Raw genomic sequence first — 15,934 nt, forward strand, 5'->3', positions numbered from 1 at the left:
CTCGGCCTTGCGGTCAACCGGCTGATCCGGCTCGGCCTTGCGGTCAACCGGCTGATCCGGCTCGGCCTTGCGGTCAACCGGCTGATCCGGCTCGGCCACGCCTTCCCGGTGCGGCTGGCCGCCGTCCTGTGCGGATCCGGCAGCGGCGGTTGCACCGGTGTCTGCGTCTGTCGCCCGCGGCTCCTCGCCGCGGCCACCCGTCTCGGTCATCGTTGCTGTCCTTTTCCGGCCAAGGCAACTGCGGCGCCGTCGGCCGGGTCCTCGAATGCTGCCCTGCGCAGTTCAGCGGTGCTGGCATCCGCCCCCGTGGTCTTGATGTGGTCGACCCTGCGCGGCACGAACCGCCGGCGCGCCGGGATCGGTATGGCGAGCAGGACGGTCAGACCGATGGCGAGCACCTGGAGAATTCCGATCCACGGCGACCAGGGGCTTGAATAGCCGATCTTCACGGTACCCGCTGCTGCCGGCACTTCAAACGCCTGGGCCCAGCCGTCCTGCGACGATTCCAGCCGCTGGCCGTTCAAGGTAGCCGTCCAGCCCGGGTCGGTCCGCTCGGCCAGGATCAGCCGTCGCCCGGGCTCGCCGGCGGGAATCTCGCCACCCGCCGCGGTCCAGCCGGACGGCACCGTTTGCAGCAAGTCGCCGTTGGCATCGACCAGGCGTACCCGGGCGGTCAGTTGGCCCGCCGCGGTGCCGTCTTTGCCGGTCGTTCCGACGACCCGCCAGAGCCAACCGGAGTCGGTGCGTCCCACCGAGGTCAGTCCCGGCACGGCGTCGATGCGGCCGGCCAGCAGTTCGGCTGCCGTGTCGGATTCCTGCAGCACCACGAAGTCCACGCCGAGCCGCACCAGGGAGGGCCGCGGATCCACGCCGGTGCCCGCCACGATGACAGCGACCGTGTTCCGCAGTTCGGCGTCGGCGTCGTCGTCGGAGCGGACCTCGGCTTCGGTCAGCGGACCGGCCAGGGCACGCGCCGAATAGATCGCCGACAGCTGGTCCAGGGTGGTGCCGCTGCCGTGCATCACGGCCGCCGTCACCGCACCGCCGGTTCCCGCCGTCAACACGAGCGCACGTGCCTGCTCCGGCCCGGTCCCGCTGTCAGCAGAGGTGGCCGGCAGCGTCCGGTCGGCCCCGGGCGCCACCGCCATGTGCGTGCCGAAATCCGTCAGCGTCCGCGTCTCGCTGGACGGTGTGTAGCCGGTGAACTGGGGCACCAGCCAGTGTGCCAGGCTCGCCACCGGGCCCAAGGCCATGAGGACGGCGGCGGCCACCGCCACGGTGCGCCGCAGGCCCGACGCCGGGCGCCCCGAAGCGGCCAGGTCGTGCCGCAGTCGGTCCCCGGCGATGAGTGCCGCGCCCAGGAGCAGGAACAGGGTGAGCGAGACAAAGGGACCGGTGAACGGAGTGACCACGGCTCCCGGTGCGACGGCGGTGGCCAGCATCGACGATCCAAAGGAGGCCGCGAGGGTCAGGAACGCGCCGAGCCAGAGCAGCCGTGCGCGGCCGGCCCCCCTGCCCATGACCGCCCCGGCCACGGCCAGCGCCAGCATCGGCACGGCGACGATGAGCGCGTAGAGGAGCGCCCACGGCCCCTGGGCCAGTTCCTCCAGCAAGCCGGCTCCGGCCAGCCCGTCGGCGGGGTTGAAGGCGAGCGGGAAGCCCATCAGCTGCTGCCACAGCGGGGCGGCGTGGAAGGCCAGCGGCAGGCCGGGATCGCCCAAAAGCGCGCGCGGCTCGTCCAGCCCGGCGGCGAACATCGGCAGGGCGAGTGCCAGCGGCGGGATGAGCGCCCACCAGACGGTTTTGGCCCGGCGGCGCAAGGCCAGCATCAGGACGGCAATAAAGACGACAACCACGGGCAGCAGCGCCGGTGCCGACGCCGTGATGCCGGCCAGGCAGAGCCCGGCCGCTGCCGCGGCGGTCCACGAGGGGTTGCCGTTAATGCCGGGCTTGTGCACGGCTTCGTGCGGCAGCAGCGGCCGGTTGGCGTCGGCGCGTTGAACGGCGGAACCGGTGGCGCGCAGCAGGCCGAGAACGGCCCACGGGATCAGCAGGTGGGCCATCAGTGCGCCCAGCCGGCCCGTGCCCAACGCGACCTGGAACGCCGGAACGCTCGCCCAGAACATCGCGGCCCAGAAGCGCAGGCCGCGCCGCTGCGTGAGGGCCCCGGCGGCGAACCATGCGCCGGCGGCGGCCAACGGCATGGCCAGCAGCACCAGCGTCAGGACGGCGGCAGAGCCATTCCCCAAACCCAGCACGGCCAGGACGGCCAGGACGTAACCGAAGGGGTCCCCGTGCCCGGGAACGCCGGAACCAAGCGAAACCCACCAGCTGGACGCGTTGTGCCAGATTTCCGCCACGGTGGCCGAGACCGGCAACAGTCCGCCGCCCACCAGCGCCGGTGCCCCGAAGAAGTCAAACATGCCCACCGTGGACACGAGGGCCAGCACGACGGCGGCGGCCACCAGGCCCGTACCGACCCAGGTCCGGGCGGGCGCGGCGAGGGAGGCAAAGTCGTCGGATCCGCCGGTGGGCTGGTCGCTGCCGCCGGCGTCCGAACCGGAGCCGTCGCCCACTACGCCGACGGCGAGCTCGGGCCGCAGCGCCTCGGCGAGTGAGCGCCGATAGGCCCAGACCTCGCGCCGCGGGACCATCAGCGGGCGCACTATCCCCCGCGAGGTCCTGCGGGTCTTGGCCGCCTGCCGCCGAGACGCAAAGAAGCCCGCGGGACGGAACAAGGCGGCCAGGGTGGCACCGAGTTGCCGCAGGCCGTGCATCGGGTCCTTGGCCACCACCGAGGCCAGGAAGCTGTACACCCCGCCGAGCAGGGCTCCGATCCACAGGAACGGAACTTGCCACCACGCCGCATGCTTTAGCCGCAGGTGGATCTGCGCCTTACGGGCTTCCCGTGCGGTGCCGTGGCCGCCGGCGCGGGTGGCATGGCGAACCCTCGCGGTAGGCACAACCACCACGCGGTGGCCGGCCAGCCGGTTCCGCCAGCACAAATCCACGTCATCACCGGTACCGGGCAGGGCTGGATCAAACCCACCCAGCTCGTCGAAGACGTCCCGGCGCACCAGCATGCCGGCGGAATTGACTGCGAAGAAGTCGCTCCGGCCGTTGTACTGGCCCTGGTCCATCTCATCGACGTCGATCATGGTCAACCGCTCGGCCCAGCGGCTCACGGTCAGGCCCACGTCGACCAGCCGGCGCGGGTTGTCCCAGTCCACCTGCTTGCAGCCGGCGATAGTCACCGACGGTGCCGTTTCCACGGCAAGCAGCAGTTCCTCGAGCGCATCGGGGTCCGGCGCGGAATCGTCGTGCAGCAGCCACAGCCATTCCTGGACCGGATTGTCGTCAACGGCGTGCTTGGGCAGCTCGGCCAGCCCCACCCGCACCGCGGCGCCGAAGCCGGCGCGGGTGGAAGCCGCGGCCACCGGGCTTCCGGCGGGCAGCTGCGCGCGCAGCAGGTCAGCAGACTCATCGGACGACCCGGTATCGACCCCGATGTGGACATCGGCCGGTCTCGTCTGCCGTGCCAGGGCGGCCAGGGTTTGGGGCAGGTAGGAAGCGCCGTTATGGGCTACCACAACGGCGGTGACGCGAACTTGCTGCTGAATTAGAGTGCTCTTTTCCGTAGCCGGCGGCGCTCGCGCTCCGACAGCCCTCCCCAAATGCCGAAACGCTCGTCGTTGGCCAGCGCATACTCCAGGCACTGCGAGCGCACCGTGCACGCGCCGCAGACCTTCTTCGCGTCGCGGGTTGAGCCGCCCTTCTCCGGGAAGAACGCTTCCGGGTCCGTCTGGGCGCACAGGGCATCGGCCTGCCAGCCGAGTTCACCCTCGTCCTCATAGCCGGCGCCGAAGCCCGGCAGCCCGATCCACAGCGGTTTCGGTGTCTGATCGGCCTCGGTCGGTTCCCGGAGCAGGCGAGGAGCAGCCAGCTCCAGCACCTCGGCACCGGGTCCCTCCGCCAACGCTTCGTGCGCCGCGAGGAAGGCGGTGGCCGCGTCCTCGAGTGTCTCTTGGCTGGTTTCGCGGAAGCGCTCTGCCGCCGCCGGATCGGCCGGATCCACATACCAATCTGCCGGTACGCCGCGCGATCCGTGCGATGCCGAAGCCTGCGCTTCAAGCTCCCGCCGGTGCGCACTACGTTCTGCCTGCCCCATCAGCCCTCCCGGAGTTCCTGTACCAGCGTGGTGCTAGATTCGTGTCCAGCGCTGGATCTCAGCGCCGGACACAAGCATGCTGTTACACGTTTAATAACTAATTACATGGGTGTAATACGTTCAAGTCAAGCGCCGGCGGGAATCTTAGAGACCCGGCAGCGAAATCCGCGTACGCCACGCGAGGGCTTGTCTCCGTGATGTACGTCACAATCTACCCGTGCCGGCGTCAGCCCGCATCCGGCCGGGCCCGGAACCCGACCCTAAGGAGCACCGTGAGCACCTCCGCCACGATCACCGACCTGCTTGCCCGGCTGCGCCCGGACTCCTCCCCCTGCCTGGTCTGGTACGGGCCGGAGGAAGAACGCGTCGAGCTGTCCGGCCGCGTGCTGGACAACTGGGTGGCCAAGACGGCGAACCTGCTGGCCGAGGAGCTGGACGCCGCCGAGGGAACGAGCGTGGGTCTTCGGATGGAGCCGCACTGGCGGTCGTTGGTCTGGGCGCTGGCCGCGTGGCGGGCCGGTGCCGCGGTCCGGCTGGACGAGGGCGCCCGGACCGCGGATGTGGTCGTGGCGGCCGATCCCGCCCTCCTGGTGCAGGAGGGCGGCGCGCATCAGGTCGTGGTCGCCCTGGGGGCGCTCCAGTTGCGCTGGCCCGGGGAATTGCCCGACGGCGTCTTGGATTACGCTGCGGAAGTCCGGTCCTACGCGGACGACTACCTGGGGATCGATTCCTTGGCGGCAAACGGCTTGGCCCTGGAGTACGACGGCGGATCCCTCACCTTCGCCGAGCTGCTTGGCCGGCCGGCAGCCGGCAGGACCCTGCTGGTGCCGGCGCAAACCCCCTGGCCGGAGGTGCTCCGCGAAGCCTTGGCGACGTGGCAGGGCGGCGGCACGGTCGTGCTGGTGCACCCGGAGGTAGGGATAACCCAACGGTTGTTGGACAGCGAGCGGGTCACCGAGCAACTGTGAACCGACGTTCCGGCCCCGGCCGTGCCTAGCCGCGCGCCGTGCCCGACGATTGGGGGCCGTCGACCTCCGGTGCAGCGTCCGCGGCAGGCTGGGGGGCGGCCTGCTCCTCGTGGTGGCGTTCGAAGATCTTGCGGTCGGCAGCGAACTCCGGCTCGGCGTCCAGCTCAACGTTGAACACCAGGAACCGGTAGGCGAAGAAGCGCATGACGGTGGCCAGGACCGTGCCGACGATCCCCGCGAACAGCAGCATGGTCCGGTCCGTCACCTCCAGCGGGTAGCGGGCTATCCACACGCAGCCGGCGGAGACCACCATGCCGATCACGTTGATGACGATGAACAGCACGAGTTCGCGCAGCACGTTCGCCTGGCGGCGATGACGGAACGTCCAATAGCGGTTGGCTACCCAGGAAAACAGGGTCGCCACGGAGGCGGAGACGAACCGCGCCTTCACCACGCTGTCGTCCATGGGCCCGTTGATCAGCCACCAGTACACGCCGTTGTCCACGATGAAGGCGATCCCGCCGACCGTGCCGAACTTCGCCACTTCCCGCCAAAAAAGGGAAACGATGGCGCGCAGGCGCTCGGAAATAGTTCGATTCATGATCGAAGGTGGATCCCTTTCGCTCGGATGCCGGAGCAGTGCCGGCCGACGCACTATTGTATTGCTCCAGTCTGCGCGTTACCTAGGACGTCCCCGCCGCGGGAAGCGCAATGCCGCTCGTCCGGGGCCTGTTCGGTACCCTGACTAGGTGAGTTTTCCAGTGATCGGCGTAGTGGGCGGCGGCCAGCTTGCCCGAATGATGGCACCGTGTGCGGTAGAGCTCGGCTTTGAACTGCGTGTTCTGGCCGAGGCCGCCGATGTTTCTGCGGTCCCGGCGGTGGCCACCGCACCGGTGGGCGACTACCGCGACCTGCAGGCGCTGCGCGAATTCGCGCAGGGCCTGGACGTGATGACCTTCGACCATGAGCACGTCCCCGCCGAACATCTGCAGGCCTTGATTGCGGAAGGCGTCAACGTGCAGCCGCAGCCGGATGCGCTGATCCATGCGCAGGACAAGCTGGTCATGCGCACGGTGGTGGACAGGCTGGGGCTGCCAAACCCGGCATGGGCGTCCGTCTCCGGAGTCGACGAGCTGGTGGCCTTCGGCGACAGGATCGGCTGGCCGGTGGTGCTGAAAACGCCGCGGGGAGGCTACGACGGCAAGGGGGTGCGGATCATCGCCGATGCGGCCGCAGCCGTCGACGCGGCCGACTGGTTCACCGGCGGCGCGCTGCTGGTGGAAGAAAAAGTCGAGTTCAGCCGGGAGCTCTCGGCGCTGGTAGCCAGGACTCCCTCCGGCGAAGCGCGGGCCTGGCCGGTGGTGCACACCATCCAGGTAAACGGCGTCTGTGACGAAGTGATCGCGCCGGCGCAGGAGCTGCCGGAGGACGTCGCCGAGGCTGCCCGGCAGGCGGCGCTTCGGCTGGCCGACGAGCTGGGCGTGACCGGCGTGATGGCCGCCGAGTTGTTCGCCACTCCGGGACGCGGAGCAGGCTTCGTGATCAACGAACTGGCCATGCGTCCGCACAACACGGGCCATTGGACCCAGGACGGGTCGGTCACCAGCCAGTTCGAGCAGCACCTGCGGGCGGTCCTGGATCTGCCGCTGGGCGATACGTCCCTGCTCGGCGGCGTCGTCGTCATGAAGAACTACCTGGGCGGCGCAAATACGGATCTGTTCTCGGCCTACCCGCGCGCGCTGGCGGCCGAGCCGTCCGTCAAGCTGCACGGCTACGGCAAGTCGGTCCGTCCCGGCCGGAAGATCGGCCATGTCAATGTGGTGGGCCGCGATGCGTCCCAGGTCGAGGAACTGCGGCGGCGCGCAAACCGTGTGGCGGCGATTGTCCGTGACGGCGTGGACCCCCAGGAAGGCAAACCATGAGCAACAAGCCGGTAGTCGGGGTCGTGATGGGGTCGGATTCCGACTGGCCCGTCATGGAAGCCGCCGCACAGGCGCTGGAGGAATTCGGCGTCCCCTACGAGGCCGACGTCGTCTCCGCGCACCGCATGCCCGAAGACATGATCAGCTACGGCCGCGACGCGCACTCCCGGGGACTGCGGATCATAATCGCCGGCGCCGGCGGTGCCGCGCATCTGCCCGGCATGCTCGCCTCCGTGACCCCGCTGCCGGTGATCGGGGTGCCGGTGCCCCTGAAGTACCTGGACGGCATGGACTCCCTGCTCTCCATCGTGCAGATGCCCGCCGGCGTACCGGTGGCCACCGTGTCCATCGGCGGAGCCCGCAATGCCGGGCTGCTGGCCGTGCGGATGCTGGCAGCCGGCGGTGACGAATTGGCCGCACGGCTGCAGCCGGCCCTGCTGGACTTCGCTTCCGGCCTGCGCCAGGCCGCCTACGACAAGGGAGCCGCGCTGCGTGGACGCGTAGCCGGCTCCGGCGGGGCCTAGCAACGTGGGTCCCCAGCCGCCCAGGCGGACGTCGGGGTCTTCGGCGCGCGGGGTGACCGATCCGGTCCGCTACCCGCAGCACGCTCCGGCACCGGTGCGCACGAAGCGCGCCTTCGTCCTGCTGCTGCTGACCCTGCTCGTCCCGGGCAGCGCCCAAATCGTGGCCGGGGACCGAAGGCTGGGCCGTCGCGCCCTGGCGGTGACGCTGCTGGCCTGGGCCGCCATCCTGGCCGCGGCCGTCATGGCCCTGGTCAACTGGCCGCTGCTGGTGAACCTGGCCACCGACCGGTGGGGTTCGCTGGCGCTGATTGTGGTGCTGGCGGCGCTGGCGCTGTTCTGGGCCTTCCTGTTTTTGAACACCCTGCGCATCATCAGGCCAAACCTGCTGGCCCCGGGAGCCAAGCCGGCCGTGGCGGTGACGCTGGTTGCCCTCATGGTGCTCACCAGCGGCAGCCTGGGCTACGCCGCCTACCTGCTCAACGTGAGCCGCAACGCCTTCAGCACCATCTTCGAAACCCGGCCCGCCTTCGACCCGGTGGACGGCCGCTACAATTTCCTGCTGATGGGCGGCGACGCCGGTGCCGGACGGGTCGGGCTGCGCCCGGACAGCATCCAGGTGGTCAGCGTCGACGCGAAGACCGGCCAGACCGTCATGTTCGGCATCCCGCGCAACTTCCAAAACGCCCCGTTCCCGGCAGACTCGCCGATGCGCGAGGTCTATCCGGAAGGCTTCAGCTGCGGTGACGAGTGCATCATCAACGCCCTCTACGTCGACGTGGAGCAAAACCACGCCGACCGTTACCCGGAGGCCAAGAACCCGGGCGCGGAAGCCATGAAGGACGCCGTGAGCGGGATCCTGGGCATCGAGATCCAGGCGTATGCCCTCGTGGACATGGACGGCTTCGAAGCCCTGGTGGACGCGATGGGCGGCATCACGGTGAACGGCGGCGGCTGGGTGCCTATCTCCAACAGGACCATCCCCGGCACCAACCAGCACTACCCGCCGAAGGGCTGGATCGCCCCGGGCGTCCAGGAGCTCGACGGCTACCACGCCCTCTGGTACGCCCGCTCCCGCGAATTCGCCACCGACTATGACCGCGTCCAGCGCCAGCAGTGCGTGATGTCCGCGATGGTCAAGCAGCTGGACCCGGCAACGGTGCTGACCCGCTTCCAGCAACTGGCCGAAGCCGGCGAACAGGTCGTCGAAACGGACATTCCCAGTTCCCAGCTGGGCAGCTTCGTCTCGCTGGCGCTGAAGGCCAAAGACCAGAAGGTGAAGCGCCTGACCATCGGACCGCCGGACTTCGGCACCGCGGCGGAGAACTTCGTCACCTACCCGGACTTCTCCGTGATCCATCCCCGTGTTCAGGAGATGTTCACCCAGGAAGAGCAGACTGGGCAGAAAGATCCCAAGGACGACGACGGCGGCACCGGCGGCCCGGGTGCCGGCGGCGGAGAAACCGGCACCGGCGAGGGCGGGGCCGGCCCGGCGGACGAGTCGGCACCGGAACCAGCCGACGCCCCGGAGGCGCCGGCGGAGCCACAGATCACCGCGGAGTACCTCCAGCAGCTGGCCGAGATTGGCGATACGGCTACGCTCGGTGCCCTGGTGGCCAACAACGGCAAGTGCTCGGTCCCCTGATCCCGGTGCTGCCGGACCCGGGTCCCGCGGGTGCTGCCGAACCCGGTCCCGCGGCTCAAGCGCCCGGGCGCCGCGCCGCTGCCGGGTCCGGTTGGCCGCGCCCGGACGCTTTGCTCCGACCCGATGTTGCGCTGGTCCGGCGGCGTCCGCCCGGTCCGGTGCGGACGGGCGGCATGCTGCTTCGGCGCGGGGTCTGAGAGGATCGTTGGAACAAGGACGAGGAAGAGGCTTCACATGTATCGGTTGACGAATGTACTGCGTCCCTATGCCTGGGGTTCGACGACGGCGATTGCCGAGCTGTTCGGGCGGGAACCGTCCGGCGGGCCGGAAGCCGAACTCTGGATCGGCGCGCACCCCGACTCCCCGTCAATGGTGCAGCTGGTCGGCGGTGAACGGCCGCTCGACGAGTTCATCAAGGAGAATCCCGGCGCCGCCCTGGGCGAGACGGTCCTGGGCATGTTCGGTGCCACGCTGCCGTTCCTGACCAAGGTCCTGGCCGCCGATTCCGCGTTGTCGCTTCAGGTCCATCCCACGCTTGAGCAGGCGCGCCTGGGGTTTGCCGCGGAGAACGCCGCCGGCATCTCCTTCAACGACCCGCAGCGCAGCTACCGGGACGACAACCACAAGCCGGAGATGATCTTCGCGCTCAGCGACTTCCAGGCGCTGTGCGGCTTCCGTCCCCCGCGCGATGCGGCGCGGCTGCTGGCCGGGCTGAGACCACGGCTGGCAGACGCCGGCGCGGCCCTGGACCTGTTGGACGAGGTGCTGGAACTGCTGGACGGCGGCGACGAGGAAACGGCCCTGCGCGGTGCCTTCGTGGCGCTGCTCGACGGCGGAGAGCGCTCCGCCCGGCTCGCCGCGGACACGGCCCGCATCCTGGCGGCCGCGCCGGCCGGCAGCCTGGGCAGCGAATACGCAGCAGTCGCCCGCCTGGGAGAACTCTATCCCGGCGATCCCGGCGCGTTGATCTCGCTGCTGCTGAACCTGGTGGTCCTCTCCCCCGGCCAGGCCCTGTGCCTGCCGGCCGGAAACATCCACGCCTACCTGCAGGGTGTCGGGGTGGAGGTCATGGCGACCTCGGACAACGTGCTGCGCGGCGGCCTCACTCCGAAGTACATCAACGTGCCCGAACTGGTGAAGATCACCGACTTCCGCCCGATTGCCCCGCCCCTGGTGCAACGGACCGTGACGGATGCCGGCCAGGAACTCTACTGCCCGCCCTTTGCCGAGTTCCAGCTCCAGCGCATCGAACTGGCCGACGGCGGCAGCCCGGTGCCGCTGGCCCAGCACGGTCCCGCGATCGTGCTGGCGGTGTCCGGGAGCGTCCTGCTGGACTCCCCGAAGTCCGACCTGACCCTTGGCCGCGGCGAAGCTGCGTTCATCCCGGACATCGAACAACCGGTGAACGTTCATCCGGCCGGAGACACCGGAACGGGTGCCGTGTTGTTCGCGGTGACCGCCTCGGGCAGCACGCATGAATTCGACCAACAACGAACGGGAGCAACACTTTGACCGCTTCGATCCTGCAGTCCGCGCCGTGGGCCGACTTTCAACGCAGCCTGGGCAAACAGGTTTTCGAACGCAGCGGTGACGGTTGGGCCTTCCTGGCCATCGCGGAAAAGACGCCGTTGGGCCGGTTCCTGTACGTTCCGTACGGCCCGGCGGCGGACGACAACGCCGCCCTGATCCGCGCGCTGGCCGCCCTGCGCTCCCTGGCGGCGGAACAGCGCGCCCACTACGTGCGGATCGAACCGGTCGGCACGGACCTCGGCCAGCGGCCGCAGTCGGCGCTGCAGTCGCTGGGCCTGGTCAAGGCACCGGTGGACGTCCAGCCGAAACTGACCTGGATGCTGGACCTGGACCAGCCGGAAGAGGACCTGCTGGCCGGCATGCGCAGCACCAGCCGTAACCTGTACCGCAATATCCACAAGAAGGGCGTCACGTTCGATGTCTCCGCCGACCCGGACGACATCGGCATCCTGCTGGGTTTCCTGCACGACGTCTCCGAGCGCGCGGATTTCAAGGCCCAGTCCGACGACTACCTGCGGCACGCCGCCCGGACCCTGGTGCCGGCCGGCGCGGCCAAACTTTTCATCGCCCGGTTGGACGGGCAGCCCATCGCGGCCGCGCTGTCCTACGACACGGAGACCACACGGGTGTATGCGCACGCCGCCGCGGACGACGCCCACCGCAAGCTCAACGCCGGGATTCCGCTGGTGGTGACCATGATGATGGACGCCCGCGCCGCCGGCATCCGCCACTTCGACATGTGGGGCGTCAGTCCCGAGGACGAGCACGACCACCCGTGGGCCGGTTTCTCCCGGTTCAAGCGTTCCTTCGGCGGCTACGAGGTCAGCTATCCGGGCAGCTGGGACCTGCCCGTCAACCAGCTCATGTACCGGGCTTACCTGCTCTCGCGCACGGCCCGCGAGGCTGTCACCCCCGCCGTGCACAAGGTCCGCTCGGCGGTGCTGCCGGCGGCCGGCAAGGCGCGCACCGCCGTCGTGCCGGCCTTGCGGAAACTGCGCGGCAAGCTCCGCCGCTGACCGCCCACGGGTCGGTCGGGAACCAAGAGACGAAAACCCCGCGCCGGCGCAGGCCGGTGCGGGGTTTTCCTGTCCTTGCGGGTGGCTAGAGCTTCCGCTCGAAGCGGTCCCACTTGTATTCCTGGTGCTCGCCCTCGACGAAGCGGATCGTGCCGGACTTGGAGCGCATCACGATCGACTGGGTCAGGACCTTGTGGTTCTTGTAGCGGACACCGCGCAGCAGGTCGCCGTCAGTGATTCCTGTGGCCACGAAGAAGCAGTTGTCGCTGGTGACCAGGTCATCGGTGGTCAGCACCCGGTCCAGGTCGTGGCCGGCGTCGATGGCCTTCTGCTTTTCCTCGTCGGTGGTGGGCCAGAGCCGGCCCTGGATCACGCCGCCCAGGGACTTGATGGCACAGGCCGTCACGATGCCCTCCGGGGTGCCGCCGATGCCCATCAGAACGTCGACGTCGGTGCCTTCGCGGGCGGCCGCGATACCGCCGGCAACGTCGCCGTCCATGATGAACTTGGTGCGCGCGCCGGCGGCGCGGATCTCCTCGACGTACGGCTTGTGCCGGTCGCGGTCCAGGATCATCACGTTGATCTGGTTGATCTTCTTGTTCTTGGCCTTCGCGATCAGGTGCAGGTTCTGCTTGATGGGCAGCCGCAGGTCCACCAGGTCCGCGGCTTCGGGGCCGGTGACCAGCTTCTCCATGTAGAACACGGCCGAGGGGTCGAACATGGTGCCGCGCTCGGAGACGGCCAGGACGGAGAGCGCGTTGTTGATGCCCAGCGCCGTCAGCCGGGTGCCGTCGATCGGATCCACGGCGACGTCGCACTCGGCGCCGGTGCCGTCGCCGACCTTTTCGCCGTTGAACAGCATCGGGGCCTCGTCCTTTTCGCCCTCGCCGATCACGACCACACCGTTGAAGCTGACGGTGGACAGGAACGCGCGCATGGCGTCCACAGCCGCGCCGTCGGCGGCGTTCTTGTCCCCGTAGCCGACCCAGTGGCCGCCGGCGATCGCCGCGGCTTCGGTGACGCGCACCAGTTCCAGCGCCAGGTTTCGGTCCGGCTCGTTGTCGCCGACACGCATCGACGGCGGGAAGTTGGAAAAGGGGTCAGCCTGGGCTTCTTGGGACACTTCGACCTCATCTTCGAGTAGCTCTTCAGACAGCACCGGCTGCGGTGCCGTGACGGATGCGTCCGCGGTGCGGACACTTCCATTGCTTTCGATCATAGTCGTCAGCACGCCGGGAGCCAGCGTGCGGGCCGCTCCGCCCGCCCGCTCGTGCGGGGGCGTGTGCGCACAACGGCGGGGATCTGAGATCATGGAACAGTGAGTGAAGCGCGTCCCGAAGAATCGTCCGAGTTGCCTGTCAAGCCGGTGTTGACGGCGAAGCAGGCCAACCGTGCGAAGGCGCCGGTGGTCGGCATGCTGATGGCCGTGGGGCTCTCCCTGGCCGTGCTGCTTCCGGTGATGTTTTTGAATCCGGGCAGCAAGCCCGGAGTCTACGAACGTAATATTGACGTGCCCGGGGTGGCCCTGCAGGCCGAATCCACGGCGGGTTACCTGCCGCTCGCCGTTGACCTCCCGGCGGGCTGGACGTCCAACTACGCCCGGTGGAATACCGGGGGCACCGCCCAGGTGGCAGCCTGGGAAGTCGGCTACATCACCCCCGGCGAGCAGTACATCGGGCTCATCCAGACCGACAAGGCCAACCCCACCTGGATAGGCCAGGCGACCGGCAACGCGCCGGTCACCGGCGACCGCGACGCGGGTGCCACCTGGGAACTGCGCGACGCCGGCGCGGGCGAGCGCAGCCTCGTGCTGGAGCACGGCGGCTTCACCGTCATTCTCACCGGCACGGCGGAGCTGGACGAATTCGACGTCCTGGCCACCGCCGTCGTCGAAGAACTGGACAGCAAGTAACCCCGCCCCGACACGGTTACGGGTGCGCGGGACGGGCCCCGCGAAGCAGTAAGGTTGCTTCGTGCCCACCTCACTGACTCCCGCCCAGGCCTGGCAAAAACTCATCGACGGCAACGCCCGCTTCGTGGCAGGCACGTCCGTCCACCCGAACCAGGACGCCGCCCGGCGCAGTTCACTGGTCAACGAACAGCATCCGTTCGCCATCATCTTCGGCTGTTCCGACTCGCGGCTGGCTGCCGAAATCATTTTCGACCTGGGACTGGGCGATGCCTTCGTGGTCCGCACCGCCGGCCATGTCCTCGGTGACGCAGTGATCGGTTCGCTCGAGTACGGCGTGGATGTGCTCAACGTTCCTCTGATTGTCATCCTGGGCCACGACAGCTGCGGCGCCGTGACGGCGGCAAAGAACACGATAGACACCGGCGAAATGCCGCGCGGCGGCCTGCGCGACCTCGTGGAGCGGATCACGCCGTCGGTGTTGGCAGCCCGGCGTGCCGGCCTCGACGACCTCAACGACATGGTGATCGAAAACGTGCGGCAATCCTCCGAACGCCTGCTGGACAGTTCGCGGGCCATCTCGGAGGCGGTCGAGGCCGGCCGCACGGCCGTCGTCGGCGTCGCCTACCGGCTGGCGGACGGCCGCGCCGAGCTCGTTGCAGGGCACGGAGCGCTCTAGCCGCGCACCGGGCAGGACAGGTCCTGCCCGGTGGCTGCAGGCGCCGTCGCCGCACCGTCGGGTGGGCCGCCGCCGGGCCGCAACACAATTCGGAACCGGTGCGCGGCGGGCATAAGCTTGGAGCCATGACTTCTGCTGATTCTGCTGAATACCGCATCGAACACGACACCATGGGCGAGGTCCGCGTTCCGGTCAACGCCCTCTACCGTGCGCAGACCCAGCGCGCCGTCGAGAACTTCCCGATCTCCGGCAAGACGCTGGAGCGCGCCCACATCGAGGCCCTGGCCCGGATCAAGAAGGCTGCCGCCACCGCCAACGCCGAACTGGGCGTGCTGGACGGCGAGCTGGCCAAGGCCATCGCCGCGGCAGCCGACGAAGTAGCCACGGGCAAGTACGACGGCGACTTCCCGATCGACGTTTTCCAGACCGGTTCCGGCACCTCGTCGAACATGAACACCAACGAGGTCCTGGCGGAGCTGGCCACCCGCGCGCTGAAGGCCGCCGGCAGCGACAAGACGGTCCACCCGAACGACCACGTCAACGCCTCGCAGTCCTCCAATGACGTCTTCCCGACGTCGGTGCACGTGGCCGCCACCTCGGCCCTGATCAACGAGCTGATCCCCGCGCTGGACTACCTGGCCGCTTCGCTGGAGCGCAAGGCCGAGGAGTTCAAGGATGTGGTGAAGTCCGGCCGCACCCACCTGATGGACGCGACGCCGGTCACCCTCGGACAGGAGTTCGGCGGCTACGCCGCGCAGGTGCGCTACGGCATCGAACGCATCGAGGCATCGCTGCCGCGCGTGGCCGAGGTTCCGCTGGGCGGCACCGCCGTCGGCACCGGCATCAACACCCCGGCCGGGTTCCCGCAGCGCGTCATCGAGCTGCTGGCCGCCGACACCGGCTTGCCGCTGACGGAGGCCCGCAACCACTTCGAGGCCCAGGCCAATCGCGACGGCCTGATCGAAGCCTCCGGGCAGCTGCGCAACATTGCCTACGCGTTCATGAAGATCAACAACGACCTGCGCTGGATGGGTTCGGGCCCGAACACCGGCCTGGGCGAGATCGCCATCCCCGACCTGCAGCCGGGCTCCTCGATCATGCCCGGCAAGGTCAACCCGGTGATCTGCGAGGCAGCGATCATGGTGGCCGCCCAGGTCGTCGGCAACGACACCACCATCGCCTTGTCCTCCACCAACGGCGCCTTTGAGCTGAACGTCGGCATTCCGGTGATGGCCGCCAACCTGCTTGAGTCCATCCGCCTGCTGGCCAACACCTCGCGCGTGATGGCGGACAAGATGATCGACGGGCTGACCGCCAACGTGGAGCGTGCCCGCTTCCTGGCCGAGGCCTCCCCCTCGATCGTGACTCCGCTGAACAAGTACATCGGCTACGAAAACGCCGCCAAGATTGCCAAGCACTCGGTCCAGGAAGGCCTGACCGTGCGCGAGTCCGTCGTCGCCCTTGGCTTCCTGGAGCGCGGCGAACTGACGGAAGAGCAGCTGGATTCTGCGCTGGATGTGCTCTCCATGACCGTTCCGCCGCAGGCCAAATAGCAGACCGGTCCCCGCGGATTTAG

At 69.0% G+C, this 15,934-nt stretch carries 14 protein-coding genes; 9 read left to right on the forward strand and 5 right to left on the reverse strand.

Annotated elements, in window-relative coordinates; translation table 11 throughout:
• The 3 genes from AC5RUK_RS14990 to AC5RUK_RS15000 form a co-directional block, all read right to left on the reverse strand.
• On the reverse strand, nt 1-210 hold a 210-nt coding region (locus AC5RUK_RS14990; protein ID WP_494152668.1), incomplete at its 3' end, for a hypothetical protein.
• Nucleotides 207-3,734: a glycosyltransferase gene (locus tag AC5RUK_RS14995; protein WP_494152669.1), complete on the reverse strand. Its 3,528-nt coding sequence runs from the start codon at nt 3,732-3,734 to the stop codon at nt 207-209. The genes AC5RUK_RS14995 and AC5RUK_RS14990, both read right to left, overlap by 4 nt.
• A complete protein-coding gene (locus AC5RUK_RS15000) occupies nt 3,620-4,168 on the reverse strand; it encodes a WhiB family transcriptional regulator (protein ID WP_494152670.1) in 549 nt (182 codons plus the stop codon). Before AC5RUK_RS15000 ends, AC5RUK_RS14995 begins: the two co-directional genes overlap by 115 nt.
• Nucleotides 4,169-4,440: 272 nt before the next feature.
• Here AC5RUK_RS15000 and AC5RUK_RS15005 point away from each other — a divergent pair, with 272 nt between their 5' ends.
• Nucleotides 4,441-5,136: a TIGR03089 family protein gene (locus AC5RUK_RS15005; protein ID WP_494152671.1), complete on the forward strand. Its 696-nt coding sequence runs from the start codon at nt 4,441-4,443 to the stop codon at nt 5,134-5,136.
• 25 nt (nt 5,137-5,161) lie between these two features.
• Here AC5RUK_RS15005 and AC5RUK_RS15010 read toward each other — a convergent pair whose 3' ends face one another.
• On the reverse strand, nt 5,162-5,737 hold the full coding sequence (locus AC5RUK_RS15010; RefSeq protein ID WP_493987939.1) for a GtrA family protein: 576 nt from the start codon (nt 5,735-5,737) through the stop codon (nt 5,162-5,164).
• Nucleotides 5,738-5,885: 148 nt separating this feature from the next.
• Between AC5RUK_RS15010 and AC5RUK_RS15015 the strand changes: the two genes are divergently transcribed.
• The 5 genes from AC5RUK_RS15015 to AC5RUK_RS15035 all read left to right on the forward strand — a co-directional run bounded on the left by AC5RUK_RS15015 (nt 5,886) and on the right by AC5RUK_RS15035 (nt 11,770).
• Complete coding sequence (locus AC5RUK_RS15015) at nt 5,886-7,058, forward strand: 5-(carboxyamino)imidazole ribonucleotide synthase (protein ID WP_494152672.1); 1,173 nt, start codon at nt 5,886-5,888, stop codon at nt 7,056-7,058.
• Nucleotides 7,055-7,582: a 5-(carboxyamino)imidazole ribonucleotide mutase gene (purE, locus tag AC5RUK_RS15020; protein ID WP_493987937.1), complete on the forward strand. Its 528-nt coding sequence runs from the start codon at nt 7,055-7,057 to the stop codon at nt 7,580-7,582. The genes AC5RUK_RS15015 and purE overlap by 4 nt, the downstream gene beginning before the upstream one ends.
• 52 nt (nt 7,583-7,634) lie before the next feature.
• Nucleotides 7,635-9,224 carry an LCP family protein gene (locus AC5RUK_RS15025; RefSeq protein WP_494152673.1) on the forward strand — a complete coding sequence of 530 codons (1,590 nt, stop codon included), beginning with the start codon at nt 7,635-7,637 and terminating at the stop codon, nt 9,222-9,224.
• 234 nt (nt 9,225-9,458) lie between these two features.
• On the forward strand, nt 9,459-10,736 hold the full coding sequence (gene manA / locus AC5RUK_RS15030) for a mannose-6-phosphate isomerase, class I (protein ID WP_494152674.1): 1,278 nt from the start codon (nt 9,459-9,461) through the stop codon (nt 10,734-10,736).
• Nucleotides 10,733-11,770, forward strand: coding sequence for a lipid II:glycine glycyltransferase FemX (locus AC5RUK_RS15035; protein WP_494152675.1), 1,038 nt, complete (start codon nt 10,733-10,735; stop codon nt 11,768-11,770). The genes manA and AC5RUK_RS15035 overlap by 4 nt, the downstream gene beginning before the upstream one ends.
• Nucleotides 11,771-11,855: 85 nt before the next feature.
• On the opposite strand, the gene glpX is transcribed toward AC5RUK_RS15035, so the two are convergent.
• The gene (gene glpX, locus AC5RUK_RS15040; RefSeq protein ID WP_493988242.1) at nt 11,856-12,845 is read right to left on the reverse strand and encodes a class II fructose-bisphosphatase; all 990 of its coding nucleotides are present in this window, start codon (nt 12,843-12,845) and stop codon (nt 11,856-11,858) included.
• Between the two features lie 243 nt (nt 12,846-13,088).
• Between glpX and AC5RUK_RS15045 the strand changes: the two genes are divergently transcribed.
• The 3 genes from AC5RUK_RS15045 to AC5RUK_RS15055 all read left to right on the forward strand — a co-directional run bounded on the left by AC5RUK_RS15045 (nt 13,089) and on the right by AC5RUK_RS15055 (nt 15,911).
• Nucleotides 13,089-13,682, forward strand: a complete 594-nt coding sequence (locus AC5RUK_RS15045; protein ID WP_494108087.1) for a DUF4245 domain-containing protein — start codon at nt 13,089-13,091, stop codon at nt 13,680-13,682.
• 61 nt (nt 13,683-13,743) lie between these two features.
• Nucleotides 13,744-14,358: a carbonic anhydrase gene (locus tag AC5RUK_RS15050; RefSeq protein WP_493987932.1), complete on the forward strand. Its 615-nt coding sequence runs from the start codon at nt 13,744-13,746 to the stop codon at nt 14,356-14,358.
• Between the two features lie 125 nt (nt 14,359-14,483).
• Nucleotides 14,484-15,911, forward strand: coding sequence for a class II fumarate hydratase (locus tag AC5RUK_RS15055; RefSeq protein ID WP_493987931.1), 1,428 nt, complete (start codon nt 14,484-14,486; stop codon nt 15,909-15,911).
• Nucleotides 15,912-15,934: the final 23 nt, after the last annotated feature.

Source organism: Arthrobacter sp. Y3223065 (genome assembly GCF_059090885.1).